Origin of the sequence: Paludifilum halophilum, assembly GCF_002245355.1 — a bacterium.
GTDB lineage: Bacteria > Bacillota > Bacilli > Thermoactinomycetales > DSM-45169 > Paludifilum > Paludifilum halophilum.
The window spans coordinates 129,058-153,501 of the sequence record NZ_NOWF01000004.1; the positions used below are offsets into that span (position 1 = coordinate 129,058).

Annotated in this window: 28 protein-coding genes; all 28 read left to right on the plus strand. The window is 54.4% G+C overall.

Translation table 11 applies throughout. The features are described from left to right. Window positions 1-28 precede the first annotated feature (28 nt). The 28 genes from CHM34_RS07760 (at window position 29) to CHM34_RS07900 (ending at window position 24,436) form a co-directional block, all read left to right on the plus strand. Window positions 29-673 carry a low molecular weight protein arginine phosphatase gene (locus tag CHM34_RS07760; protein ID WP_094264038.1) on the plus strand — a complete coding sequence of 215 codons (645 nt, stop codon included), beginning with the start codon at window positions 29-31 and terminating at the stop codon, window positions 671-673. An 83-nt stretch (window positions 674-756) separates the two neighbouring features. Continuing rightward, a complete protein-coding gene (gene rpiB / locus CHM34_RS07765; RefSeq protein WP_094264039.1) occupies window positions 757-1,206 on the plus strand; it encodes a ribose 5-phosphate isomerase B in 450 nt (149 codons plus the stop codon). 5 nt (window positions 1,207-1,211) lie between these two features. Then, entirely contained in the window at window positions 1,212-1,796 is a 585-nt protein-coding gene (locus tag CHM34_RS07770) for a TIGR01440 family protein (RefSeq protein ID WP_094264235.1), read from the plus strand. A 241-nt stretch (window positions 1,797-2,037) separates the two neighbouring features. Further along, window positions 2,038-3,285 carry a serine hydroxymethyltransferase gene (gene glyA / locus CHM34_RS07775; protein WP_094264040.1) on the plus strand — a complete coding sequence of 416 codons (1,248 nt, stop codon included), beginning with the start codon at window positions 2,038-2,040 and terminating at the stop codon, window positions 3,283-3,285. Between the two features lie 422 nt (window positions 3,286-3,707). Further along, window positions 3,708-4,337, plus strand: coding sequence for a uracil phosphoribosyltransferase (gene upp / locus CHM34_RS07780; protein ID WP_094264236.1), 630 nt, complete (start codon window positions 3,708-3,710; stop codon window positions 4,335-4,337). 303 nt (window positions 4,338-4,640) lie between these two features. Next, complete coding sequence (locus tag CHM34_RS18945; RefSeq protein ID WP_169713644.1) at window positions 4,641-4,862, plus strand: AtpZ/AtpI family protein; 222 nt, start codon at window positions 4,641-4,643, stop codon at window positions 4,860-4,862. Further along, the gene (locus CHM34_RS07785; RefSeq protein ID WP_169713645.1) at window positions 4,862-5,365 is read left to right on the plus strand and encodes an ATP synthase subunit I; all 504 of its coding nucleotides are present in this window, start codon (window positions 4,862-4,864) and stop codon (window positions 5,363-5,365) included. The genes CHM34_RS18945 and CHM34_RS07785 overlap by 1 nt, the downstream gene beginning before the upstream one ends. Continuing rightward, window positions 5,356-6,090, plus strand: a complete 735-nt coding sequence (gene atpB, locus CHM34_RS07790; RefSeq protein ID WP_094264042.1) for a F0F1 ATP synthase subunit A — start codon at window positions 5,356-5,358, stop codon at window positions 6,088-6,090. Before CHM34_RS07785 ends, atpB begins: the two co-directional genes overlap by 10 nt. A gap of 32 nt (window positions 6,091-6,122) precedes the next feature. Next, complete coding sequence (atpE, locus tag CHM34_RS07795) at window positions 6,123-6,341, plus strand: F0F1 ATP synthase subunit C (protein ID WP_240511944.1); 219 nt, start codon at window positions 6,123-6,125, stop codon at window positions 6,339-6,341. A 94-nt stretch (window positions 6,342-6,435) separates the two neighbouring features. Continuing rightward, window positions 6,436-6,921, plus strand: coding sequence for a F0F1 ATP synthase subunit B (gene atpF, locus CHM34_RS07800; protein WP_240511925.1), 486 nt, complete (start codon window positions 6,436-6,438; stop codon window positions 6,919-6,921). Beyond that, window positions 6,918-7,463 (plus strand): F0F1 ATP synthase subunit delta, encoded by a 546-nt coding sequence (locus CHM34_RS07805; protein ID WP_094264044.1) that lies wholly within the window; start codon window positions 6,918-6,920, stop codon window positions 7,461-7,463. The genes atpF and CHM34_RS07805 overlap by 4 nt, the downstream gene beginning before the upstream one ends. A gap of 28 nt (window positions 7,464-7,491) precedes the next feature. Next, window positions 7,492-9,012, plus strand: a complete 1,521-nt coding sequence (gene atpA / locus CHM34_RS07810; RefSeq protein ID WP_094264045.1) for a F0F1 ATP synthase subunit alpha — start codon at window positions 7,492-7,494, stop codon at window positions 9,010-9,012. A gap of 43 nt (window positions 9,013-9,055) precedes the next feature. Continuing rightward, window positions 9,056-9,925, plus strand: coding sequence for an ATP synthase F1 subunit gamma (gene atpG, locus CHM34_RS07815; RefSeq protein ID WP_094264046.1), 870 nt, complete (start codon window positions 9,056-9,058; stop codon window positions 9,923-9,925). A gap of 96 nt (window positions 9,926-10,021) precedes the next feature. Next, window positions 10,022-11,431, plus strand: coding sequence for a F0F1 ATP synthase subunit beta (atpD, locus tag CHM34_RS07820; RefSeq protein ID WP_094264047.1), 1,410 nt, complete (start codon window positions 10,022-10,024; stop codon window positions 11,429-11,431). A 25-nt stretch (window positions 11,432-11,456) separates the two neighbouring features. Further along, a complete protein-coding gene (locus CHM34_RS07825) occupies window positions 11,457-11,861 on the plus strand; it encodes a F0F1 ATP synthase subunit epsilon (protein WP_094264048.1) in 405 nt (134 codons plus the stop codon). A 983-nt stretch (window positions 11,862-12,844) separates the two neighbouring features. Beyond that, the gene (locus CHM34_RS07835) at window positions 12,845-13,219 is read left to right on the plus strand and encodes an NADH-quinone oxidoreductase subunit A (protein WP_094264050.1); all 375 of its coding nucleotides are present in this window, start codon (window positions 12,845-12,847) and stop codon (window positions 13,217-13,219) included. Continuing rightward, window positions 13,210-13,728 (plus strand): NuoB/complex I 20 kDa subunit family protein, encoded by a 519-nt coding sequence (locus CHM34_RS07840; protein ID WP_094264051.1) that lies wholly within the window; start codon window positions 13,210-13,212, stop codon window positions 13,726-13,728. The genes CHM34_RS07835 and CHM34_RS07840 overlap by 10 nt, the downstream gene beginning before the upstream one ends. After that, window positions 13,725-14,420 (plus strand): NADH-quinone oxidoreductase subunit C, encoded by a 696-nt coding sequence (locus tag CHM34_RS07845; RefSeq protein WP_094264052.1) that lies wholly within the window; start codon window positions 13,725-13,727, stop codon window positions 14,418-14,420. The genes CHM34_RS07840 and CHM34_RS07845 overlap by 4 nt, the downstream gene beginning before the upstream one ends. A 4-nt stretch (window positions 14,421-14,424) precedes the next feature. Continuing rightward, window positions 14,425-15,525, plus strand: a complete 1,101-nt coding sequence (locus CHM34_RS07850; protein ID WP_094264053.1) for an NADH-quinone oxidoreductase subunit D — start codon at window positions 14,425-14,427, stop codon at window positions 15,523-15,525. A gap of 1 nt (window position 15,526) precedes the next feature. Next, a complete protein-coding gene (gene nuoH / locus CHM34_RS07855; RefSeq protein ID WP_094264054.1) occupies window positions 15,527-16,501 on the plus strand; it encodes an NADH-quinone oxidoreductase subunit NuoH in 975 nt (324 codons plus the stop codon). 85 nt (window positions 16,502-16,586) lie between these two features. Next, window positions 16,587-17,018, plus strand: a complete 432-nt coding sequence (gene nuoI, locus CHM34_RS07860) for an NADH-quinone oxidoreductase subunit NuoI (RefSeq protein ID WP_094264055.1) — start codon at window positions 16,587-16,589, stop codon at window positions 17,016-17,018. A 14-nt stretch (window positions 17,019-17,032) separates the two neighbouring features. Further along, the gene (locus CHM34_RS07865) at window positions 17,033-17,530 is read left to right on the plus strand and encodes an NADH-quinone oxidoreductase subunit J (RefSeq protein ID WP_094264238.1); all 498 of its coding nucleotides are present in this window, start codon (window positions 17,033-17,035) and stop codon (window positions 17,528-17,530) included. Continuing rightward, window positions 17,530-17,835 carry an NADH-quinone oxidoreductase subunit NuoK gene (gene nuoK, locus CHM34_RS07870; RefSeq protein ID WP_141201659.1) on the plus strand — a complete coding sequence of 102 codons (306 nt, stop codon included), beginning with the start codon at window positions 17,530-17,532 and terminating at the stop codon, window positions 17,833-17,835. Before CHM34_RS07865 ends, nuoK begins: the two co-directional genes overlap by 1 nt. A gap of 43 nt (window positions 17,836-17,878) precedes the next feature. Continuing rightward, window positions 17,879-19,744, plus strand: coding sequence for an NADH-quinone oxidoreductase subunit L (gene nuoL, locus CHM34_RS07875; RefSeq protein ID WP_094264057.1), 1,866 nt, complete (start codon window positions 17,879-17,881; stop codon window positions 19,742-19,744). Further along, the gene (locus CHM34_RS07880; protein WP_094264058.1) at window positions 19,744-21,270 is read left to right on the plus strand and encodes a complex I subunit 4 family protein; all 1,527 of its coding nucleotides are present in this window, start codon (window positions 19,744-19,746) and stop codon (window positions 21,268-21,270) included. The genes nuoL and CHM34_RS07880 overlap by 1 nt, the downstream gene beginning before the upstream one ends. Window positions 21,271-21,274: 4 nt before the next feature. Further along, a complete protein-coding gene (locus CHM34_RS07885) occupies window positions 21,275-22,795 on the plus strand; it encodes an NADH-quinone oxidoreductase subunit N (protein WP_094264059.1) in 1,521 nt (506 codons plus the stop codon). A 573-nt stretch (window positions 22,796-23,368) separates the two neighbouring features. After that, entirely contained in the window at window positions 23,369-23,614 is a 246-nt protein-coding gene (locus CHM34_RS07895; RefSeq protein ID WP_094264061.1) for a DUF1146 domain-containing protein, read from the plus strand. Window positions 23,615-23,692: 78 nt separating this feature from the next. Continuing rightward, window positions 23,693-24,436, plus strand: a complete 744-nt coding sequence (locus CHM34_RS07900; protein WP_169713646.1) for a YwmB family TATA-box binding protein — start codon at window positions 23,693-23,695, stop codon at window positions 24,434-24,436. The last annotated feature ends 8 nt before the right edge of the window (window positions 24,437-24,444 follow it).

Consider the following 24,444-nt stretch of genomic DNA (forward strand, 5'->3'; position numbering starts at 1 on the left):
AGATTCCGTATGTGGAGGTGGTCCCATCATGAAGGTGTTGTTCGTCTGTACCGGGAACACCTGCCGGAGCCCGATGGCGGAGGCGTTGCTTCGGAAGATGGCCCGGGAAGCGGATTTGCCTCTGGAAGTCCGTTCCGCAGGTGTCGCTGCTGTCCCGGGGGCGAAGGCTCCGGAGCATGCCGTCACCGTGATGAAAGACTGGGAAATCGATCATGCTTCCCATCGTTCGCGCCCGGTTTCTCAGCAATTACTCCAGTGGGCGGATTTGGTGCTTACCATGACGGCCGGCCATCGTCGGATGATGGCTCAGGCATATCCCGACTATATGGACAAGATGTACACCCTGAAGGAATGGGTTCACCGGGAAGGCGGGGAGGATTCCCTGGAAAAGATGGACCGTCTCCAGGCGGAGATCGAAACCCGGAGAGCCTTACTGTCATCGGCTTCTTCCGAGGAAGATGAGGCACGGGTAAGGCGATTGCAAAAAGAGTTGCAAGATCTGGAGGCGAAACGAGAGGTCTTGTTACAGGAGACAAGCCTGGCGGAAGGAACGGAAGACGTGGTTGACCCCTTCGGCGGCGATGAACAGACATACCGCCGCTGTGCAAAGGAGCTGGCACGCCTGGTCCAGGCTTTGGTTGACGGTTGGGAAAAGAGAGGGAGCGGCCGCTGATTGGAAGCGGTGTTTTTTTCTTTTTACTCAAACCTTCTCCAGGGTTTATACTGTGAAAAGAATCAAGGGAAGGGAGCGGTAGGATGCGAGTGGTGATCGGATCGGACCATGGAGGTTATCAATTAAAGCAATCGATTGTGTCGGTGTTGAAGGAGATGGGTATTTCATACGAGGATGTGGGTTGTGATTGTCCGGATTCCGTCGATTATCCGGATTATGCTCTCCCGGTGGCGGAACGGGTGGCCAAGGGGGAATCCGATCGAGGCATTCTCGTTTGCGGAACCGGGATCGGAATGTCGATCTCCGCCAACAAGGTGAAGGGAATCCGGTGTGCTGTTGTCAGCGATGAGTTTTCCGCCCGGATGAGCCGGGAGCACAATGATGCCAATGTATTGGCCTTGGGAGAGCGGGTTGTCGGTCCCGGACTTGCGGAAGCGATCGTCCGTACCTGGCTGGAGGCGGAATTCAGCGGCGGGCGTCATGGACGCCGGGTAGAGAAGATCGGCGCCTTGGAGGGAAGTGAGACCTCATGACGGGAATGGCGGATGTTAAAGTCCGTCAAGTGCGCCAACAAGTGGAACGGGTGATCCGGGAACTTCTGGAGGAGATTCCCTTGACGGAGCGTCATCTGCTGGTTGTTGGGGTTTCCACCAGCGAAGTGGCCGGCCGGCGCATTGGGACCTCCGGTAGTGACGAAGTGGCCGCCGCTGTTTTCGAAGGGATATCCTCCCAACAGCGGAAGTCCGGCTGCCACATCGCCTTTCAATGTTGTGAGCATCTGAACCGGGCCCTGGTGGTGGACAGAGGGACATTGGATGCCTTCGGCCTGACAGAAGTCAGCGCTGTTCCCGTCCGCCAAGCGGGGGGAGCGATGGCCTCCTACGCCTTTCGCCATCTGAGGGATGCGGTTCTGGTGGAGAAGGTTTTCGCCGATGCGGGGATTGACATTGGCGATACCCTGATCGGCATGCATTTGAAGCCGGTGGCGGTACCTGTGCGTCCTTCGGTGAAAAACATCGGAAAAGCTCATGTTACCATGGCTAAAACCCGTCCCAAACTGATCGGGGGCGCCCGGGCGGTCTATGTGCGGGACTGTGAAGAAACATCCGGACAGGATCGGTGATGAAAACAGGGAGTAAGGCAAGCGAGCCCCCAATCTGCTCCGTAAGGTTCTTAGAACAAACTCGATGGTTGATTCACTCATAACGGGGCGTGTGCAACCGGAGTGTGGCAGAACATGATCTCCCCGCCTACAGAATAAAGTTATCGGGGGCACGAAACAGGATGTGAATCCAACGAAGGATTCGAGTCGTTTTGTTACAATGAATAGGTAAACGGTGTCTATGTAAAGGAGGAATCATTCGTTGGAACACGTCAAAAAAACGGATTCGGAAGTGGCTGCCGCAATTGCTAAAGAGCTTGGGCGGCAACAGGAGAAAGTGGAACTGATCGCATCAGAAAACTTTGTCAGTCCAGCGGTTTTGGAAGCCCTGGGTACGGTACTCACCAATAAATATGCGGAAGGTTATCCCTCCAAACGGTATTACGGAGGGTGTGAATATGTGGACGAAGTGGAGGAGCTGGCTCGCGAACGGGCGAAAGAGCTCTTCGGTGCAGAACATGCCAACGTGCAGCCTCACTCCGGTGCCCAAGCCAATATGGGCGTCTATTTCTCGGTCCTTGAGCCGGGAGATACGGTATTGGGTATGAATCTGGCCCATGGCGGACATTTGACCCACGGCAGTCCGGTCAACTTCTCCGGTAAAATGTATCATTTCGTCGCTTACGGTGTCGATCAAGAAACCCATCGCATCGATTACGACGAAGTTCGCAAACTGGCATTGGAACACCGGCCGAAATTATTGGTGGCGGGGGCCAGCGCCTATCCCCGGGAGATCGACTTTGCCCGGATGAAGGAGATCGCCGAGGAGGCGGGCTGTCCTCTGATGGTGGATATGGCCCATATCGCCGGCCTGGTGGCTACGGGACACCATTCCAATCCCGTCCCTCATGCCGACTTCGTCACGACGACCACCCATAAAACGCTGCGGGGACCCCGAGGCGGGATGATCCTTTGTAAAGAAAAGGATGCCAAAAAGATTGACAAATCGATTTTCCCCGGTATTCAGGGTGGGCCGCTTATGCACGTGATTGCGGCAAAAGCTGTCGCTCTGAAGGAAGCCTTGGGCGATGGGTTTAAACAATATTCCCAACAGGTGGTGGACAACGCCGCTCATTTGGCGAAATCCCTGTCCGAACGCGGAATTGAACTGATCTCCGGCGGAACAGACAACCACTTGATCCTGATCGACGTCCGCAACTTGAACCTGACCGGGAAAAAGGCGGAACATCTCCTGGACGACGCGGGGATTACCGCCAATAAAAACGCTATCCCCTTTGATCCGGAGAGTCCCTTTGTCACCAGCGGACTCCGGATCGGTACCGCCGCAGTGACCTCCCGTCGAATGGGGGCGGAGGCCATGGAAGAGATCGCCGATATCATGGCCCTGGTGCTCAAGAATCCCGACGATGACCAAGCCCGGCAACAGGCGCAACAGCGAGTGGCCTCCCTCACCGATCGGTTCCCGCTGTATGCAGGGGTGAAAGTGTAAAGAATCCAGCTCATCGATGGCTCCAAGAAGCCCGCTCCCCGACTCCGGGAGCGGGCCTTCCTGTTAAAGACGGCATCTTCTAAGTATGATCCAAATGATTTTTAATTTTGATCATATGCATTCTCCTTATAGGAGTCATGGCACGATAAAATAAAAAGACTATCCTCAATACCGCGTTCTGATGCCAATCCGACCTCTTGAGGGTCGGTTTTTCATGACCGGTGGCCCGTGGACAATTGGGACAAAGACCAGTACAATGTTTGAGGTTGCAATAATGTATCCCCAATCTTCCGGCGAAGGACAGCCATCCGCCTTTTTCAAAGGTTGTTTAGAGAACCCGCTTTGTTCCATTAGCCGAATGAATCGCGCGGAAAAGGGTGGGGGAAGATGGTTAAGGAATCTGTGGAGGGAGTGTGCCGATGATGGGCCATGTATATGTTTTTGATCATCCGTTGATCCAGCACAAATTGACGTACATCCGGGAGAAGAGTACGGGAACCAAAGAATTTCGCGAACTCGTCGAAGAAGTATCGGCGCTGATGGCCTACGAGATTACCCGAGAGATGCCTTTACAGGAAGTTACCGTGGAAACACCGGTTCAAAAAGCCCAATGCAAGGTACTGGCCGGGAAAAAGCTCGGACTGGTTCCGATCCTGCGAGCGGGACTGGGGATGGTGGACGGAATCCTGCGCCTGATTCCGGCGGCCAAAGTGGGTCATATCGGACTTTATCGGGATCCGGATACCTTGGAACCGGTTCAGTACTATGCTAAAATGCCGTCGGATATCGGGGAGCGGGAACTGATTGTGATCGATCCGATGCTGGCGACAGGCGGATCGGCGGCAGAGGCGATTCAAATGATCAAAGACATGGGTGCGAAAAACATCAAACTGATGTGCCTGATCGCGGCTCCGGAAGGGGTTCAACGGGTACAGCAGGCCCATGATGATGTGGATATTTATGTCGCCGCTGTCGATGAAAAATTGGATGAAAAAAGCTACATTGTTCCCGGACTCGGGGATGCGGGGGATCGCCTGTTTGGAACCCGGTAAGGAAGGCGGGCCCTCCGGCCCGATACGGCGGCCGCGGAAGAAGTCTTTACAAAGGGAACACAAAAAGTGGCTTCCATATCGTTTGATCCCAATTCCGTTCACTTTTGCACACTTTGTTCGGGACTCGAACATGATGTGACAGATTGTTCAACTTTGGTTTTTAGAAAGCGTTGACATCGCTTGCTGGGATTTGTAGTATTTAAACCGGGAGTAGCTAGGTTTTAGGGTTATTTTGCGCGAATCAATCCTTTTTCGCGCTAAAGCGAACCACCGCCGGAGATGGGAAGCGGAGGTCGGTTATTTGTGAAGAAAAGCACAGATAACCCATGGAAAATGATCGGCTTGATCGGATCTGTCGGCTTGGAAGTATTCGTTCTAATTGTCGGCGGAGCATGGTTGGGCCGGAAGTTGGATGCCCATTTTCAAACCGAGCCGGTCTGGCTGGCGGTTGGTGTACTGGGCGGCCTGATCATCGGAATGATCAGTGCGGCTATCACCATTCGCACACTCGCGAAAAAGATGTGATGCATGCTGGAAATCCCCTGAACCCGGCTCTCGTTCTCCGCGGTGAATCCTCTACCGACGAGGGAGGGTGCCAACTGAGCCGGAAACCTCACCTAGACGCCATTCATGAAAGAACTCGCCGCGTCACCCTTCTCACTTCCGCCGTACTGACGGTGATTTTGCTCCTCTGGGCGACGACGCCTGCTAAACCTTTCTTTGCCGGTATGTTTCTCGGCGGTTTGGTCAGTCTCTACAATATTCTCCATATCGCCCGAAAACTCCGTCAGGTCGGAGAACGTATGTTGACGGGGGATGGACGGCGGTCGGGGATCGGGATGGCCAGCCGATTCCTGATGTTGGTTCTCCCCGTCGCACTCGCAATCCGCTATCCGGAATGGGTCGATGCCCGTTCCATTTTCCTGGGTTTACCCATCGGCTACGCGGTCGCCGTTGTGGTAGAGTATAGGAGACAAGCCAGAGGAAAAAACATCGGGGAAAGGGGTGAAAATGACGGATGGAATTGACGCCGAAAGTAGAGTTTATGAATCTCACCTTTGATGTTACAGTGATGATCGGAACCTTATTCACCGCCCTTATCGTCTTCTTGGTTGCGATCCTGGCCACCCGGAGCCGGAAATGGAGGCCGACCGGCCTGCAGAATGTGGTTGAGATGCTGATCGACTTTTCCCGGGGCATGACCCGTATGGCCTACGATGATAAAACCGCGGAAAAGTACCTCGCCTTTACGTTCACCCTGTTCCTCTTCATTTTTGTCGCCAATGAGATCGGAGTGCTGTTGATGGTGACGGCGGAGGCCCATCAGCCGATCCCGTGGCTCGGCCTTACGGAAGAGGCTTTGGAAGAGAATCACGGGGTGTCTTGGTTCCGATCTCCGACGGCGGATTTGAACGTCACCCTGGCGATGGCGATTGCAGTCGCCCTGTACAGCCACTTTGCGGGGATTCGCTCCAGCTTTAAGAACTATGTGGGCCATTATCTGAGTCCGCTTCTCCCCATTCATCTGATTGAGGAATTTTCCAAGCCCCTCACTCATGCGATGCGTTTGTGGGCCAATATCTTCGCCGGGGAAATCCTGATCACGGTCATGCTGACGATGGGGTCCCCCTGGATTACCGGAGCACCACTTTTGGTTTGGATCGGATTCTCCCTCTTCGTCGGAGTGATCCAGGCCTACATCTTTACCGTGTTGGCAAACGTATACATCTCCCAAAAGCTGGCTCATCACTAATTGAAATATTAAGGAGGATTATTCACATGGATTTGAACTTTCTCGCAGCGGGTATTATGGTCGGTTTGGCTGCCATGAGTGCAGCGATCGGTAACAGTCTGTTGTTCAGCAAGTACATTGAAGGGATTACTCGTCAACCGGAAGCCCGGGGAACTCTGTTCGGCCAAACCATGATCCTCTTCGGTTTGATCGAAGCTCTGCCGATCATCGGCGTCGGTCTCGGCATCATGGTGTTCTTTGGTCTGCTTTAATCACAGATTGTAAAAGAGTGGCGGGGAAGACGATTCCTTCCCCGCCACCTGTTCGATTAATATGGATATTCGGGTTTGAAGGGAGTGACTCGGATTGGAATTTCACTTGGGAACGATGTTGTTCCAGGTCGTCGTCGTCATCATCCTGATTTTTTTGATCGCCCGCTACGCCATGCGCCCGATGCTGAATGTGATGAAAGAGCGGCAGGATCACATCGATCAGCAAATCACCACCGCCGAGGAAAACCGGGCGGAGGCGGAAAAACGGGCCGCTGAACAGCGGGAAGCGCTGACGGAAGCGCGCCGGGAGGCCAAGCAGATCATCGAGCGGGCCAAGGCGCAAAAGGAGCGCGAAGCGGAGGAGATCATCAGCAAAGCCCAAGAACAGGCCGACCGGATGATTCAAGACGCCACTTCGGAAATTGAGACGGAAAAGGAAAAAGCCCTGAGCGAGCTTCGGGACGAAGTGGGGCGGCTCACGGTGATGCTGGCGTCCAAGGTGATGGAAAAAGAGCTGGATTCCAAAGAACAATCCAGGCTGGTTGACAGCTATCTGAAACAGGTAGGCGAACTGCAATGAGCCAGACAATCGTAGCGAAACGTTACGCCCGCGCACTGTTTCAAGCCGCTTCGGAACGGAAGAAAACGGCTGAGGTAGGGAAGGAATGGTCGGAAGTGGCTGCGGCCGTCAATGCTTCGAAGGAATTGAGAGCATGGTTGGCTGATTCGGTTGTAACCGCCGATCAAAAAAAAGAGGTGCTTCATCAGCTTTTTCCGAAGCTCTCGGAGTTGCCCCGCAACCTGCTCTTTCTTCTGATCGACCGACGCCGGGAAGGGTTGATCCAGCGGATTGAAACGGAGTATACCGCCTTGGTCCATGAATCGGAAGGTGTCGCGGAAGCGGAAGTGATTACCGCTCAACCGCTGAAGAAAAAAGAAGAGAAAGAATTGGCCAAGGTATTTCAACAGCGGATCGGTAAAAAACTGGTGATTACCAATCGAGTGGATGCGGAGATTTTGGGCGGCATCATCGTCAAGGTCGGCGATCGTCTGTACGACGGCAGCCTGTCCGGCAAACTGGACCGATTTCGGAAACAGTTGGCTGAATCCCGTGTAGGATAGATTCGGATATGAGGCTAGGGGTGAAATCATGAGCATCAAGCCTGAAGAGATCAGTTCTCTGATCAAACAGCAAATCGAGCAGTACCAAGGTGAAATCGAGGTCGTCGATGTGGGTTCGGTCATCCAGGTGGGTGACGGGATTGCCCGCGTTCACGGCTTGCAGAACGTGATGGCCGGAGAGCTCCTCGAGTTCCACAACGGCGTGATGGGTATGGCCCTCAACCTGGAGGAGGATCATGTCGGGGTGGTGATTCTCGGGCCTTACGAGGATATTCGCGAAGGAGATCAAGTGAAACGGACCGGTCGTATCATGGAAGTTCCGGTAGGGGAATCCCTGCTGGGCCGGGTCGTGGATCCCCTCGGTCAACCCCTGGACGGAAAGGGCCCCATCGAAACGACGGAATACCGTCCTGTGGAATCCCCCGCTCCCGGCGTCATCGACCGCAAATCCGTCCATGAGCCGGTACAGACCGGAATCAAGGCGATTGACTCCATGATCCCGATCGGCCGCGGTCAGCGGGAGCTGATTATCGGCGATCGCCAAACGGGTAAAACGACGATCGCCGTGGATACGATCATCAATCAAAAAGATCAGGACATGATCTGTATCTATGTGGCGATCGGGCAAAAACAATCCACTGTGGTCGGCATGGTGGAAAAACTTCGGCAAGCGGGGGCCCTGGATTACACCATCGTCGTTTCCGCCAGTGCTTCGGATCCGGCACCGCTCCTCTTTTTGGCCCCCTATGCGGGTTGTTCCATGGGTGAACACTTCATGCACCAAGGAAAACACGTTCTCTGCGTTTATGACGACCTGTCCAAGCAGGCCGCCGCATACCGGGAGCTTTCCCTGCTCCTGCGCCGCCCGCCGGGCCGCGAGGCTTTCCCCGGGGATGTTTTCTATCTCCACTCCCGTTTGCTGGAACGGGCGGCTAAGCTGTCCGACGAACGGGGCGGAGGATCGCTGACCGCACTGCCCTTTATCGAAACCCAGGCCGGCGATATTTCCGCTTATATTCCGACCAATGTGATCTCCATCACAGACGGTCAGATCTTTTTGGAGTCCGATTTGTTCTATTCTGGTGTGCGCCCGGCGGTGAACGTCGGTACATCGGTTTCCCGGGTGGGCGGCGATGCCCAGATTAAAGCGATGAAAAAGGTATCGGGTACTCTGAAGCTGGATTTGGCCCAATACCGAGATCTGCAGGCCTTCGCCCAGTTCGGTTCCGATCTGGATAAAGCCACTCAGGCCAAACTGGCCCGCGGGGAGCGGCTGGTGGAGATTTTGAAGCAGGATGAGAACCAACCGTTGCCGGTGGAAAAGCAGATTATCTCCATTTATGCGGCGACACGCGGGTATCTGGATGATATTCCGGTGGAGGATGTCCGCCGGTTTGAGGCTGAGCTTTTCTCCTTTGTGGACAGTGAACACACCGACGTCATGAAGCAGATCCGGGAGAAAAAAGTGATGGACGAAGAGATCGAAGAGGGCATGAAAAAAGCGGTTTCGGAGTTCAAGAAGGGATTTGCACCCTCTGACCGACAATAAAGGCTGGATCGGATAGACAGGGCGGAAAGGCGGTGAATAAGCGATGGCAGAGAATATGCGGGATATCAAGCGGCGGATCCGTTCCGTCCAGAACACAAAGCAGATCACCAAAGCGATGGAAATGGTGGCGGCGGCCAAGTTGCGCCGGGCCCAGGAGCAGGCGGAATCCGCCCGTCCCTATGCCGACAAGATGAAAGAGGTTATCGCCTCCGTCGCCGCGGGAACAAAAGGGGCCCAGCATCCGATGCTGGTCTCCCGTCCCGTTCAAAAGACCGGGTATCTGGTGATCACCTCCGACCGGGGCCTGGCCGGAGGTTTTAATGCAAACCTCCTGCGAAACCTGGTACGTGATATCGCCAAGCGTCATCAGAGCCGGGACGAATACGCCATCTTCGTCGTCGGTCGAAAAGGGCGCGATTTCCTGAAGCGTCGGGGTTATCCGATCATCGAAGAGGTGACGGGTCTTCCCGATTCGCCGCTTTACCGGGACATTCAACCGATCGCCCGGAAAGCCATCGGGCAATATGCGGAGGAAATCTTCGACGAGCTGTACTTGGTCTACAACGAATTTATCAATCCGATTACGCAACGTCCCGTGGAAAAACGCCTCCTTCCCCTGAGCGACTTGGACGGGGCTGAGGAGAAGGGACTGAAAACGCTCTACGAATATGAGCCCTCCGCGGAGGAAGTGTTGGCGGATCTGTTGCCCCGATACGCGGAGACTTTGGTATACAGCGCCCTGCTGGAGTCGAAAGCCAGCGAGAACGGTGCCCGGATGACGGCGATGGGAAGCGCGACCGACAATGCTACAGAAGCGATCGATACGTTGACCCTGCAATACAACCGGGCGCGTCAAGCGTCCATCACCCAGGAGTTGTCCGAAATCGTCGGCGGCGCTAATGCACTGGATTAAACCATCGACCAGCCAGTTGAAACAACGAGCAGCCGGTCCTCAAAGGACAAAAAAGCCGTTGATTGGATCCGAGCTGCAGCTTAAGGAGGGAATCGGATGAGCACCGGACGCGTCATTCAGGTGACGGGGCCTGTCGTCGATATCCAGTTCGAACAGGGCCACCTGCCTGAAATCAACAACGCGATCACGATTGAACACAAAGCCGAATCGGAGAGTGAACAGGATATCGACCTGACCGTGGAAGCGGCCCTCCACTTGGGGGACAACGCGGTTCGCTGCGTGGCCATGGGTTCCACCGACGGATTGGTCCGCGGCATGAAGGCCGCAGATACCGGTAAGCCGATCACGGTCCCGGTGGGACGGACCACCCTGGGCCGGGTCTTCAACGTGTTGGGTGATCCGATCGATGAAGCGGGCGAAGTGAAAAAAGGGGATACGGCCCCGATTCACCGCTCTGCACCGACCTTTGAAGACCTCTCCACTCAGGAAGAGATCCTGGAGACGGGGATTAAAGTCGTCGACTTGCTCGCTCCCTACGCGAAGGGCGGTAAGATCGGTCTCTTCGGAGGAGCGGGTGTCGGAAAAACCGTTTTGATTCAGGAATTGATTCACAATATCGCCCAAGAGCACGGCGGTTTGTCTGTCTTCGCCGGCGTCGGTGAGCGAACCCGTGAGGGGAACGACCTTTACCACGAAATGAAGGACTCCGGCGTCATCGACAAGACGACGATGGTGTTCGGTCAGATGAACGAGCCGCCGGGGGCGCGGATGCGCGTCGGGTTGACCGGTCTGACTATGGCCGAACACTTCCGCGACGAAGAAGGGCAGGATGTGTTGTTCTTCGTCGATAACATCTTCCGCTTTACCCAGGCCGGTTCTGAAGTGTCCGCCCTGCTGGGCCGGATGCCCTCCGCCGTGGGTTACCAGCCGACACTGGCCACGGAAATGGGCCAACTGCAGGAACGGATCACCTCGACGAAGAAGGGCTCCGTCACTTCGATTCAGGCGATTTACGTCCCTGCTGACGACTATACCGACCCGGCGCCGGCGACTACTTTCGCTCACTTGGATGCTACGACCAACCTGGACCGGGCATTGGCGGCTAAAGCGATTTTCCCGGCAGTGGATCCTCTGTCCTCCACCTCCCGGATGTTGGCTCCGGCAGTCGTTGGACAGGATCAATACGAAGTGGCCCGGGGTGTACAGGAAGTGCTTCAGCGATATAAGGAGTTGCAGGACATCATCGCGATCCTGGGGATGGATGAACTGTCCGAAGAGGATAAGTTGACGGTGGCCCGTGCCCGCCGCATCGAGAAGTTTCTGGCCCAGCCCTTCCACGTGGCCGAACAGTTCACCGGGATGCCCGGTAAATTCGTACCGGTTAAAGAAACCGTGCGCAGCTTCAAGGAAATCCTGGATGGAAAACATGACGAGCTGCCGGAAGACGCCTTCTATATGGTAGGCAGCATCGACGAAGCTGTGGAAAAGGCGAAAGAACTCGCCTAAAGCGGGGTAGAAGGAGAGAGTGTCCGTGAGTACCATGCAGTTGGACATCGTGACACCCGAGCGGAAAGTCTACTCGGAGCAGGTGGAGATGGTCGTCGCACGGGCCCTGGAAGGGGATATCGGCATTCTTCCCAATCACGCACCCTTTATCAGCCCGCTCCAAGTCACGGCGCTGAAGGTGAAAAAGGATGGGGAGGAAGTTTTTATCGCCATCAACGGCGGCTTCATGGAAGTTCACGATAACCGTGTCACCATTCTCGCCGAAACCGCCGAACTGCCCGGCGAAATCGATATAGACCGGGCTCAAGCCGCCAGGGAACGGGCAGAAGAGCGATTGGCGAAGGATAAACAGGAAGATATCGACTTCAAACGGGCCCAGCTGTCCCTGCAACGGGCGATGGTTCGCATCCGTGTCGGACAGAGCCGGTAACGGCGATGCCTTTCCGGGATGGGAATCCGTTCAGGGGAGCGGAAGGCTTCCATCAGAAACAAAAGGCTGTCGACTCAGAAGGTCGGCAGCCTTTTTTGTATGACACAGGACTGTTGAAAAGCAGGTGTCGTGTTCTGCCATAGCGAAACCGGGAGCGAAGCGGTTCAGGGTAGACTTGTGCTCTTTAAGTGCAATCGGGAGCGGCTTCGGGTCAATGCCGCCGTTCATTATTTCACAATACTTCTAGAAGCATTGTGAAAAAAGTCCCCTGTTCGGGAGGGTGGGGTTCCACACGGAGTGCCTTTGGCTCGTCAGAACAACGAAACGGAGCGTGGACCCCCACCCCGACCCGCCAAGGACGTGTTCAATCACAATGCTTCTAGGGGGCAGAGTGCAACAGGAGCGTAGCAGAATACGGTCCTCTTGGGACATCTATAGTCCATCAGCATCCTTATTCGCATCTAAGGCTTATGGCGATGATAGGTCCAAAGAAGGATGGATTCCCCGTATGGACGTAGACTGCGTCTGTGGTACAATGAAAATGCAGAAAGCCCCTGGGAACGTTGTGAAAAAGCTCTTTTAGGGAGGGTTGGGTTCCGCCTGAAGTGCCTTTAGCTCGTAAGAACAACAAAACGGAATGCCGAACCCAACCCCGATCCGTCAAGACGTGTTCAATCACAACGCTTCTGAAGGTCGGCAATTTTGAAAACGCTGTCATGATGCTGTTGAATCACCGGAAACAGGGCCTTTTCCCGGTGGAGACGATTCTTTGTCAAACGGCCCGTGATTCGATTCCCCTATGGTAGGAGGAGGAATCATTTGGTATAATCACTTGGTGGGAACCATAAAACTTTTGGCTGTAGTTGATTGCATTCGAGTGAATCCTTTCGGCAGTTTGAGAAATCTGATTAATCGAGTTTTCCTTACCCTTCCCTCACAGGGGAAGGGTCACTGTTCTGCATATCGGGGACGGGGGGACGTCGATGGATTATGCTGAGAGTTATGTAATCGTGACCGTCTTTATCCTGTTGGGTGTGGCTTTACCGGTGGCCGCTTTGACGATGGGGCGCCTTCTGAGACCCCATCAACCGACGACTGATAAAGGGATCAGTTATGAGAGCGGAGTGGACCCTACCGGTGACAGTTGGATTCAGTTCAATGTGAGGTATTATCTGTTTGCATTGCTGTTTGTCATTTTTGATGTGGAAACGGTCTTTCTCTACCCTTGGGCGGTTGCTTATAACGATCTCCGCACCGATGTGGGTCTGTTCATCCTGGTTGAAATGCTGATTTTCGTCTTCTTCTTAGTGATTGGCTTACTTTACGCCTGGAAAAAGAAGGTGTTGGAATGGACGTAAAGTTGGAAAACATTCAACCGGAAGCGGAAAATGAACTGCAACGAAACGTGTTCACTACGACTTTGGAAAATGTAAAGGCCTGGGCACGAAGCAATTCTTTATGGCCCATGACCTTTGGGCTGGCTTGTTGCGCCATCGAGATGATGGGGACCGGGGCTCCTCATTATGACCTGGATCGCTTCGGTTCCTTTTTCCGGGCATCGCCTCGGCAGTCCGACGTCATGATTGTGGCCGGGACGGTGACCAAGAAGATGGGCCCGCTTTTGCGCCGCCTTTACGATCAGATGCCGGAGCCGAAATGGGTGATCGCCATGGGCTCCTGTGCCACGGCTGGAGGTCCTTATATCAAATCCTACGCTGTAATCAAAGGGGTGGACCAGATCGTACCGGTGGATGTCTATATCCCCGGCTGTCCTCCCAATCCGGCGGCACTGATTTACGGGATCCATAAGTTGCAGGAAAAGATCCGCTATGAAGCGAGAACCGGGAAGAGGGTGACGAATCGGTGACCGATCGAGAGAGAAACGGGCAACGGGATCGGGGGGAACGGGAGAATCCAACTCCAAAAGAAGCCGGCAATCGCGAAAAGGATGCCGGCGAGGCGAAAACAAAAGCCGCCGCTGCCGCTAAAGCGAAAGCCGCCGCCGCTGGTAAGGCGAAGGCCGCAGGAGCCAAACGCCCTTCCCCGCGAAAAAAAAAGAAGGAAGAGCCGCTGGAGCCCTCTCCAAAACAGCCGTTGCTGGATCAATACGTCCAAACGGTAACGGAGAAGGTTGGGAAGGAAACGGTGGAGGAGTCCTACATCAACCGTCCCAACGGTCACTTGCCGAGTATGGTCATTAAAAACGACCGCTGGGCGGAGACCGCCCGGCTGCTCAGGGAGGAGGAAAGCTTCGCCTTCGATTATCTGCAAAATCTATCCGGCGTAGACTATGAGGAGCACATGGAGGTGGTTTACCACCTTTACTCCATGAAGCATCGTCAGGGACTGTGCATCCGGGTAAAGACGGATAGAGAAGGCGCCAGTGTTCCCTCGGTGACGGAGATCTGGCCTGCTGCCGGTTGGAATGAGCGGGAGGTTTACGATCTGTTGGGGATCGACTTTCCGGGTCATTCGGACCTTCGGCGCATCCTGATGCCGGACGACTGGGTGGGCCACCCTTTGCGAAAAGATTATGAACCCTACGACAGGGAGGTCTGATGCCGTGATCCGAACCGAAGAGATGCTCTTGAACGTCGGTCCCCAACATCCGAGTACCCATGGTGTCTTTCGCCTCCTGGTTAAAATCGACGGCGAGAAAATCACCGAAGCGGAGCCTGTCATCGGTTATCTGCATCGGGGGACAGAAAAGCTGGCGGAAGATCTGACCTATACTCAAATCATTCCTTATACCGACCGGATGGATTACCTGTCGGCGATGACCAATAATTACACTATTGTCCATGCGGCTGAAACATTAATGGAAGTGGAAATTCCGGAACGAGCGGAATTTCTCCGGGTGATCGTGATGGAATTGAACCGGATTGCCAGCCACCTGGTCTGGTTCGGGACGTACCTGCTGGACCTCGGGGCGGTCAGTCCCTTTCTGTATGCCTTCCGGGAGCGGGAGGAAATCTTGGATCTGTTTAACGAGCTGTGCGGTGCCCGGATCACCTATAATTACATGCGGGTCGGAGGCGTCAAATGGGATGCCCCCGAAGGATGGATCGACAAGGTGAAAGCTTTGGCCGATAAGATGAAGGAAAAGACAGAGGAGTATGACCGCTTGGTATCCGGCAATGAGATCTTTATCAACCGCACCCGGGGAATCGGGGGTTACAGCGCCGATGACGCTTTGGCCTACGGGTTGTCCGGGGTGAACCTTCGGGCGGCGGGAGTGAAATGGGACTTGCGCAAGGACCGGCCCTACTCCATTTATAATCGGTTCCAATTCGATGTACCCGTTGGAGAAACGGGTGACCTGGAGGATAAATACCGTTGCCGGATGGAGGAAATTCGCCAATCGATCCGTATTTTGGATCAGGCCGTGGAGCACTTTCCCGAGGCCGGTCCCGTTATGGCCAAAGTGGGCCGCGTGATCCGCGTGCCGGCAGGGGAAGCGTATACCCAAATCGAATCTCCGCGAGGTGAACTGGGCTGCTATCTGGTCAGCCGGGGGAAAGATAAGCCTTATCGGCTGAAATTCCGCCGCCCTTCCTTCAATAATCTGCAAATTCTTCCCAAATTGCTGAAGGGTGAAAATGTGGCTAATCTAGTCGCCATCCTGGGCGGTATCGACATCGTATTGGGGGAGGTGGACGCTTAAAATGAGTGCGATGACTTTTCTCGGCCCGGTCGTCCTCCTGTTGCTCGTCCTTGGATTCGTTACGATAGCGATTCTGTTCGAGCGGAAAGTACTCGGCTGGATGCAGGGGCGGGTCGGGCCCGTGCAGGTCGGACCCTGGGGGCTTTTGCAAACCGTTGCCGATGTCTTGAAGCTCCTGCTGAAAGAGGATATTATCCCGGGTAAAGCGGACCGGATTCTGTTTAAAATCGCGCCGGTGATCGCTTTTGTTCCGGCGTTTGCCGTCCTCGCCGTCATTCCCTACACCGACCGGATCGTTTTTGCTGACATCGGGGTGGGGCTGTTGTACTTTATCGCCATTTCCAGTATTACGACCATCGGCATTTTGGTCGGGGGCTGGTCTTCCAACAACAAGTATGCCTTGTTGGGTGCGATGCGTTCCGCCGCTCAGATGATCAGTTATGAGATTCCCTTGGTGATGTCGGTAGTCGGTGTCATTATGGCCGCCGGTTCCCTCAATCTGACAGAGATCGTCAAAGCCCAGGAAAGCTTGTGGTTTATTCTCCCCCAATTGATCGGGTTTGTGGTCTTTTTTGTCGCATCGCTGGCGGAGTTGAATCGGACGCCCTTCGACCTGCCGGAGGCAGAATCGGAGCTGGTGGCGGGATATCATGTGGAATACACCGGGTTCCGTTTCGCCTTCTTCATGTTGGCGGAATATGTTTATGTCTTCGCCATGGCCGGATTGACCACGGTTCTCTATCTCGGAGGGTGGAACCCTCTGTTCGGCTGGACGTTCCTTCCGCCGATCGTCTGGTTTGCGGCGAAGTTTTTGCTTATCGTCTTTATCCTTTTCTGGATTCGGGCGACCCTCCCCCGGATCCGGCTGGACCAGCTGATGCAGTTAGGGTGGAAGGTCCTGCTCCCTCTGGCTCTCGTCAACATCTTTTTATCCGCGCTGTTCAAGGAAGTGTCCGGGATCGGAAACTTCTTTTAGGTGTTTGAAAAAGGTCGGAACCGCCAATGGAGGACTGTTGATTATCCAGCAAATGGTGTGTAGAAAGCGATTGGAGGAATTCCCCATGATGGGTTTGCTCAAGGGGATGGGTGTCACCCTGAAAACGATGTCCAAGAAGAAAGTCACCTATCAATATCCGGATGAACCGGTGGGAATGCCGGACCGTTTCCGGGGAGTTCAGCACTTTGACCCGGAAAAGTGCATTGTGTGTAACCAATGTGTCCGTGTCTGCCCTACGGATTGCATTACGCTCACCGGACGTAAACACCCGGATCCGGGTAAACGGGGTAAAATCATCGACACCTATGATATTAACTTTGAGATTTGCATCCTGTGCGATTTGTGTACGGAAGTCTGTCCGACGGAAGCGGTGGTCATGACGAACCATTTCGAGTTGGCTGCTTACAGTCGGGATGATCTGTTCAAAAACATGGAATGGCTCCACGAAAACAATACGGAAATCCGGAGCGAGAACAACGTCAACGCAAAGAGGTGAACCGAGTGATTTCAATGAACGGCGAATTTATCGCCTTTTTCCTCCTGTCGGTCATGGCCATCGCCGGGGCGGTGTTTATGATCAACTTCACACGGGTCGTTCACATGATTCTGGCGTTGGCCTTCACCTTTCTCGGAATCGCGGGCATCTTTGTAACCTTAAACGCCGAATTTCTAGCAGTCGTTCAAGTCCTGATCTACACCGGGGCTGTCTCGATCCTGATGCTCTTCGGGATCATGTTGACCAGACACCGGGATGAGACCCGGGACGGAGGCCGCCCTTGGCACGCTTTTCTGTGCTTTTTGGGTGTGGGTGGTTTTTTCGCCCTCTTGATGCGGATTATTTACGGAAGCCCCTTCAACGGGGAGACAGCGAAAACGGAAACCTTCTCCGTATCCGGGCTGGGGGAGTCGGTGTTCAAGCAGTACGTGATTCCCTTTGAGGTGACCTCAATCCTTTTGCTTGTCGCCTTGGTCGGAGCCATCATCTTGGCCAAAAAGGAGCGATCCTGATGCCGGTTTCATCCTACCTTGCCCTGGGTGCGATCCTGTTTTGTGTCGGGCTCTACGGGGTACTGACCAAACGAAATGCCGTCATGGTCCTGTTCTCCATCGAACTGATGTTGAACGCGGCCAATATTAACCTGGTCGCTTTTTCCAAATACGGGCTTTATGCCAATCAGACCGGACAGGTGTTCACGTTGTTTACGATTACCGTGGCCGCTGCCGAAGCGGCGGTGGGGATCGCCATTTTGTTCGCCCTCTACCGCAACCGAAGTACGGCGGAAGCGGACCGGTTCCAGTCGCTGAAGGGGTAAGCGCCCCGGATTTGAACTTTACTAACGAAGGACGGGTGATCCCATGTTGGAAAATGCGTGGACGATACCCCTCTTTCCCTTGGTCGCCTTTTTCCTCCTTCTATTCGGCCGGAAATCATGGGGGGAAAAAGCGGCGGCCTGGGTCGGCAGTCTGGCGGCATTCGCTTCCCTGGCCGTCTCCGCCGGGGTTTTGGCGGAGCGTTTAAGCGGAGCGGAAAACAGCCTGCTTTCTTTTTCGTGGCTGACCCTGGGAGAAACGGTCATTCGTTTCGGGATCGAGGTGGATCCACTTAACGCCCTCATGCTGCTGATCGTCAGTCTGATCAGCTTTCTGGTTCACGTCTATTCCTACGGTTATATGAAAGGAGACGGACGGGTTCCCGTTTTTTATGCCTACCTGAGCCTGTTTACCTTTTCCATGCTAGGCTTGGTCGTATCCGCCAACCTGCTCCAGCTCTACATCTTTTGGGAGTTGGTCGGGGTCTGTTCCTTCCTGTTGATCGGTTTTTGGTATTTCAAGCCGGAGGCGAAGCAGGCCGCTAAAAAAGCTTTCGTTGTCACCCGGATCGGGGATATCGGTTTGTTTCTGGCATTACTGCTCGCCTTTTGGTATACCGGGAGTTTGGAGTTGGGCCCCATCTTCGCGGCTGTGGAAGCGGGTCAGGTACCGGCGGAGATGGTGACACTGATCGCCGTGTTGATCTTCGTCGGTGCTATCGGTAAATCAGGCCAGTTTCCCTTACATACCTGGTTGCCTGATGCGATGGAGGGACCGACCCCCGTCAGCGCCTTAATCCATGCGGCGACAATGGTGGCCGCCGGAGTGTACTTGGTCGCCCGGACCTTTCCCCTGTTTGAGGCGTCTCCGGTCGCATTGGATACAGTCGCTTATGTAGGGGCCTTTACGGCGATTTTCGCCGCCTCCATCGGTTTGGTGCAAAACGATATCAAGCGGGTGTTGGCCTACTCCACCGTCAGCCAGCTGGGTTATATGATGCTGGCTCTCGGTTCGGCGGGTTATGCGGCGGGCGCTTTTCATCTGATGACACACGCCTTTTTTAAAGCCCTTCTCTTTCTCGCCGCCGGGGCGGTGATTGTGGCTTTGCACCATCAGCAAGACATTCGTAAAATGGGTGGGCTGTGGTCGACTCATCCGGGAATCGGTTGGCTTTTTTTGATCGGTTGTCTGGCGATCTCTGGGATTCCCCCTTTCTCCGGGTTTTTCTCCAAGGACGAGGTGTTGGCTTCCGCCTGGATGGACGGACGGCCGGGTGTTTTCGCCGTCGGTGTGGTTGCCGCTTTTTTCACCGCCTTCTACATGTTCCGCCTCTTTTTTCTGGTCTTCACCGGTTCCTTTCGCGGGGAAGGAAACCGGGGATCTGTGCCCAAATCCATGCTCTGGCCGATGGGCATACTGGCGGTTCCGGCTGTAGCGGCAGGTTTTGTTGAATATCCGACACCTTTTTTCAGCCGCTGGTTGACGGAGGGAACCGGTCTCGCCGCAGAGGCGGGGGGAACAGTCCCGCTGTGGTTGCCCGTATTGGCGACGCTGGCCTCCTTGGCGGGGGTAGCGCTCGCATGGGCGATGTATGTCAAACGGGTGCTTCCGGCGGATGACTTAACCAAGCCCATCCCATGGGGGTACCGTTTGTTAAAAAACAAGTATTTTATCGACGAGATCTATGCAAAAGGAGTGGTCCTTCCGTACCGGTGGCTGGGAGCCTTCCTTCGCGGTTTTGACCGGTTTGTAGTGTCGGGTCTGGTCCGATTTTCCGCCGGGATTTTCCGTACCGTCGGCAGGATCGGCTCGGCGATCCAAAACGGTCAGGCGCAGACTTACGCCCTTGTCAGCCTGGTCGGTCTGGTCCTTCTCATTATCGGCTTGACAGCGGGGAGGTTGTTTGGATAATGGATTCCCTCATCAAAATACTTCCCACATGGATCGCCTTTTCTCCTCTGCTCGGGTTTTTCTGTCTGCTCTGGGTACCCCGGAATCGGAGCGGATGGGTAAAAGGGGTCGGGATGTTGTCGACTCTCCCTCCTTTACTCCTGTCCCTGTTTTTATACCAGAGGTTTGACTTTGCTTCCCGAGAGGTGCAGTTTTCCCATACCTTCGATTGGTTTCACATTCCTCTGCCTCAGGGGCAGACATGGAGTTTTTCCTACAGTATGGGTGTAGACGGTTTGTCCATGCCTCTGGTGGTGATGACTGCGGTCATCGCCACCCTGGCCGCAACGGCCTCCATGTATGTCAAGAAACGGACCAAGGGTTACTTTCTCCTGTTCACGCTGTTGGAGGTGGGGATGCTGGGCGTGTTCATGGCCCGGAACCTCCTTCTCTTTTTCCTTTTCTTTGAGGTGACCCTGGTGGCTACTTTCTTCTTGATCGGGATCTGGGGTCTGGTTCACCGGGAAAAAGCGGCCAACCAGTTCCTGTTGTACAACGGGTTGGGATCGGCTTTCATGCTGATCGCCTTTATCGGGATCATGGTCCTGTTCCAAACCCTGGATTTTTCCCGGTTACAAATGGTGTTGAACAATCCCCAGACCCAGATGGCACTGGCATCCCAGCCGCAGTTTCAAACCCTGATCTGGGGCATTTTCATCGCCTTGGTGATCGCCTTTGGCATCAAATTGCCTATCTTTCCCTTCCATACCTGGATGCTGAAGGTACACGCGGAAGCACCGCCCTCGGTGGTGATGATTCATGCCGGAGTATTGTTGAAGATGGGCGCCTACGGATTGATCCGGTTCGGGGTGGAACTGTTTCCGTCTCAGCTGAGGGAAGCCGCTGTGGTCTTGGCTGTGCTGGGCCTGATCAATATTCTGTATGGAGCCGTCTTGGCCTTTGTTCAGCAGGACTTGCGCCGCGTGTTGGCTTACGCTAGTGTCAGCCACATGGGAATCATCCTCTTCGGGATTGCCTCTCTCAACGTGGAAGGACTGTCGGGAGCGGTTTTCCAGGCGGTTTCTCACGGTTTTATTTCCGCCTTGATGTTCTTTTTCATCGGCAGTTTATATGAGCGAACCCGCACGACGCGGATCGAGGAGCTGGGAGGGCTGGCCCGGTCCATGCCTGTTCTCTCCGGCGTTTTCCTCGCCGGGGGCTTGGCCCTGTTGGGCTTACCCGGCATGTCCGGCTTTGTTGCCGAGTTTCTGGCCTTTCTCGGTCTGTTTCAGACCCAGCCGATCCTGGCCGCCTGCGGGGCGATCGGTTTGATTTTGGCTGCCATTTATACATTGAGGGCGGTGCTTGGTACCACCTTCGGCCCGGATCGCGGGACATGGAGCGGTCCGGCCGATATCCGGACGTATGAAGCGGCTCCGATGTTCATCCTGCTGGCTCTGATCGTTCTGGTCGGCGTCTATCCCGGAGTGTTGGGAGACCCGATGCAGACCACGCTGCAATTGATCGTGTCCAGGATAGGAGGGTAGGGAAATGGAAAAATATTTATTGGATTACAACTGGACCGTGATGGCCCCGGAACTGATCATCGCCGGTGCCGCTGCCCTGCTCTCCATCATCGATCTGTTGATGAAAGAAAAGCAGGATAAGCGGGTATTGGCCAGTCTCGGTTTTGTAGCGGTATTAGGGGCCCTCTATTTCACTGTCTCCCGGTTTGGACAACAACCCTACGAAATCCTGGGAGACACCTACCGGATTGACGATTTTGGCCTCGTGTTCAAAACACTTCTGCTGACGGGGACGGCCCTGGTACTGGCCGTTTCCCTTCAGGAAGCGAAGCGGAAGGAGATCACTGCCCAGGGGGAGTATTACTACCTTCTTCTTACCGCTCTTCTCGGGGGGATGATCCTCACCTCCTCCGCCGATTTGATCACCCTATTTGTCGGTCTGGAGCTTTTGTCCATCTCTTCCTACATCCTGGCCGGGATTCGCAAGCGGCGGACGGACTCCAATGAGGCCGCATGGAAATATGTCGTTCTCGGCGGGGTGTCTTCGGCCTTTATCCTGTACGGGATGTCCTTTGTCTACGGGTTGGCCGGGACGACTAACCTGTATACCGCCCAGGAACGAATGGCGGAAGCAATGGGCAACGGGATGGAGTCTTTTGTCTATCTCTCCCTGTTCCTGATGCTGTTCGGATTCGGATTTAAAGTGGCCTCCGCTCCTTTCCACATGTGGGTACCGGATGTGTACCAGGGAGCCCCCACTCCGGTTACCACTTTTCTGGCCGTCGTCTCCAAAACCGCCGCCTTCGCTTTGATGATCCGGGTGATCCTGGGGGGATACCTGTTTCTGTTCAACAGCCGGACCGCCGAAGGACTGGAACTGCTGACGACGGCGCTGTTGGTCCTGGCCGGTCTGTCCATGGTGATTGGCAACACCGTCGCCCTTCGGCAATTCAACAACAAACGGTTGATGGCCTACTCCAGCATCGCCCATGCCGGGTATACGCTCGTACCCTTGGCCACTCTGGGACCGATGCTGTTCGAAAGTACCGTCTATTATCTGACGGCGTATCTGTTGATGACTTTGGGGGCTTTTACCGTGATCGGCATTGTGGAACGGAACGCGGGTACCGGGGATATTTCCGCCTTTGCCGGTCTTTCCCGGCGTTCCCCCCTGACGGCGGCGGCCATGACGATTTTCCTGATCTCTCTCTCCGGAATTCCGGTCACCGCCGGGTTTTTCGGCAAGTTTTACATCTTGATCAACGCCGTCGCTACTCAGCACTTCTGGATTGCCGCCATCATGTTGGCCACCACCGTCGTCTCCTATTTTTACTACTTCGGGATCGTTCGAATGATGTATTTCCGCCCGCCTGTCCTTGAAGGAAAGGTGAAGGTTCCACCGGCATCAGCCCTGGTGATCGCTGTCGCCATGATCGGTACGGTCGTATTGGGAATCACTCCTCAGTGGGCGTTGGAACAGCTCGGTGAGGTCAATTGGGCCGCCGCTCTCTCTCCTCTGAACGGAGGAGCGCCTCCAGCACAGTGAAATCAGTTCCTGCACCCCGTTAATCGTTCTGTTAAAAATCGATTATCCGCCGTAACATGCGGTGGGTAATCGATTTTTTATGATTTAAAACCTCTGGCGGCCCGACCGTTTTTGACAACAGGAAATCCTCTCTTTTGAAAAAATTTTATATTAAGTTTTGAAATTTCCCCTAAATATCGAATGAATAGCGGATTTGCCGGATCCACTTACGCTCCTGAAAAAAGGGTTTTTGTGTTCGGCATCGAATATTTATATCGGGAAAAGGAGGGATGAAAGAAGCACCGATTTTTGCAGTAACAGGAGTGAGACGGAACGCATCCCCTTGCCCTAGAAGCGTTTTGAAAAAGCCTCTTTTCGGGAGGATTGGGTTTCACACGGAGTGCCTTTGGCTCGTCAGAACAACGAAACGGAGGGTGGAATCCTATCCCGGGCCACCAAGGACATGCGCTCAATCACAACGCCTCTAGAGAAATTAACCGATCGATGGATCAGGGAAAGGGGACGTTGCTTTCAAACGCGTTTTAAGGTAGCATAGGAATATCGTGAACTTACTATCAAAGGAGTGCATACGTTATGGATGAAGCGACAGGCTTCTTCGGAGTCACTGCACTCATTAATATCCTGCTCTCCCTGGCCAGTATTGGATTTAGTTGGTGGGTCCTGACCAACCTGCGGCTGGACCTGTTCCTCAAAGAACCGAAAGGAGCGCAAGCCAAGGCGCTGTATATCATCCTTTCCATTGTCCTGGGACATTCCCTGGCCTCTTTTCTCATCGATTATACGAGCTGGTCCCGGATGGTCGGCCAACTATTCGGTTGATCGATCCCCCTTCATCCTGTATATCCTCTCTTTGTATCGTGAACAATGGATGGAAAAGATACGGGGAGAGGATCAGCGATGTGGAAAAAGAGAGGACTTACGGGAATTATTATTCTGTCCATTCTGACAACCTTTCTTGTGGGATCTTCACCGATGACCCGCGAGGAAAGGATCATCGTCCGTGCTCTCGAGGAGGCAGGGGCGAAGCCGTCGCTGTATATGTGGCACCATGGCGGCCGGACAAAAGACTTTTACCCCAGGGAATCAGTCTCCACATGGGTAGATGCGCTGACCGACGATTTGGACATCGAGTCGGCCCGACGGGTGACAGAGGCCGATGGCCAACGTTGGACCGCTTCGGGGGTTTGGAAGCGAAACATACACATAGAATTAAACGTTATCAACGATAGGCCGCGGGAACGTTTTGTACAACCATATATATCCATCCGGCTGATGGGTCGCGGTCTTTCTGACGCTCATCTGTTTCGCGCTCGGAATCATCTGATTCGCGTTTTGCAACAACATCATCTTGAACCTCGTACTCATTTTTCTGTTCAAGGAACGATTCAACCGCCAACGAGAAGAGAGTCCCTTCGAAAAGAAAAGATTATCGCCCGGGTATTGATGCGGCTGGGAGCCGATGAAGTCGAATCAATGAAGTCGGAACGAACAACCAGTGTGTCCGCGTACACCCCTCTTTTTAACGGGGGTTTGGAAACGAGGGGTGGAACCATGAATATTCAGGCGGCCGTTAAGACCGGTACCGATGAGAAAAGTGTTATTTTCACCCTCGGAACCCCGATCATCACGATAGAATATTAGTTGACGCG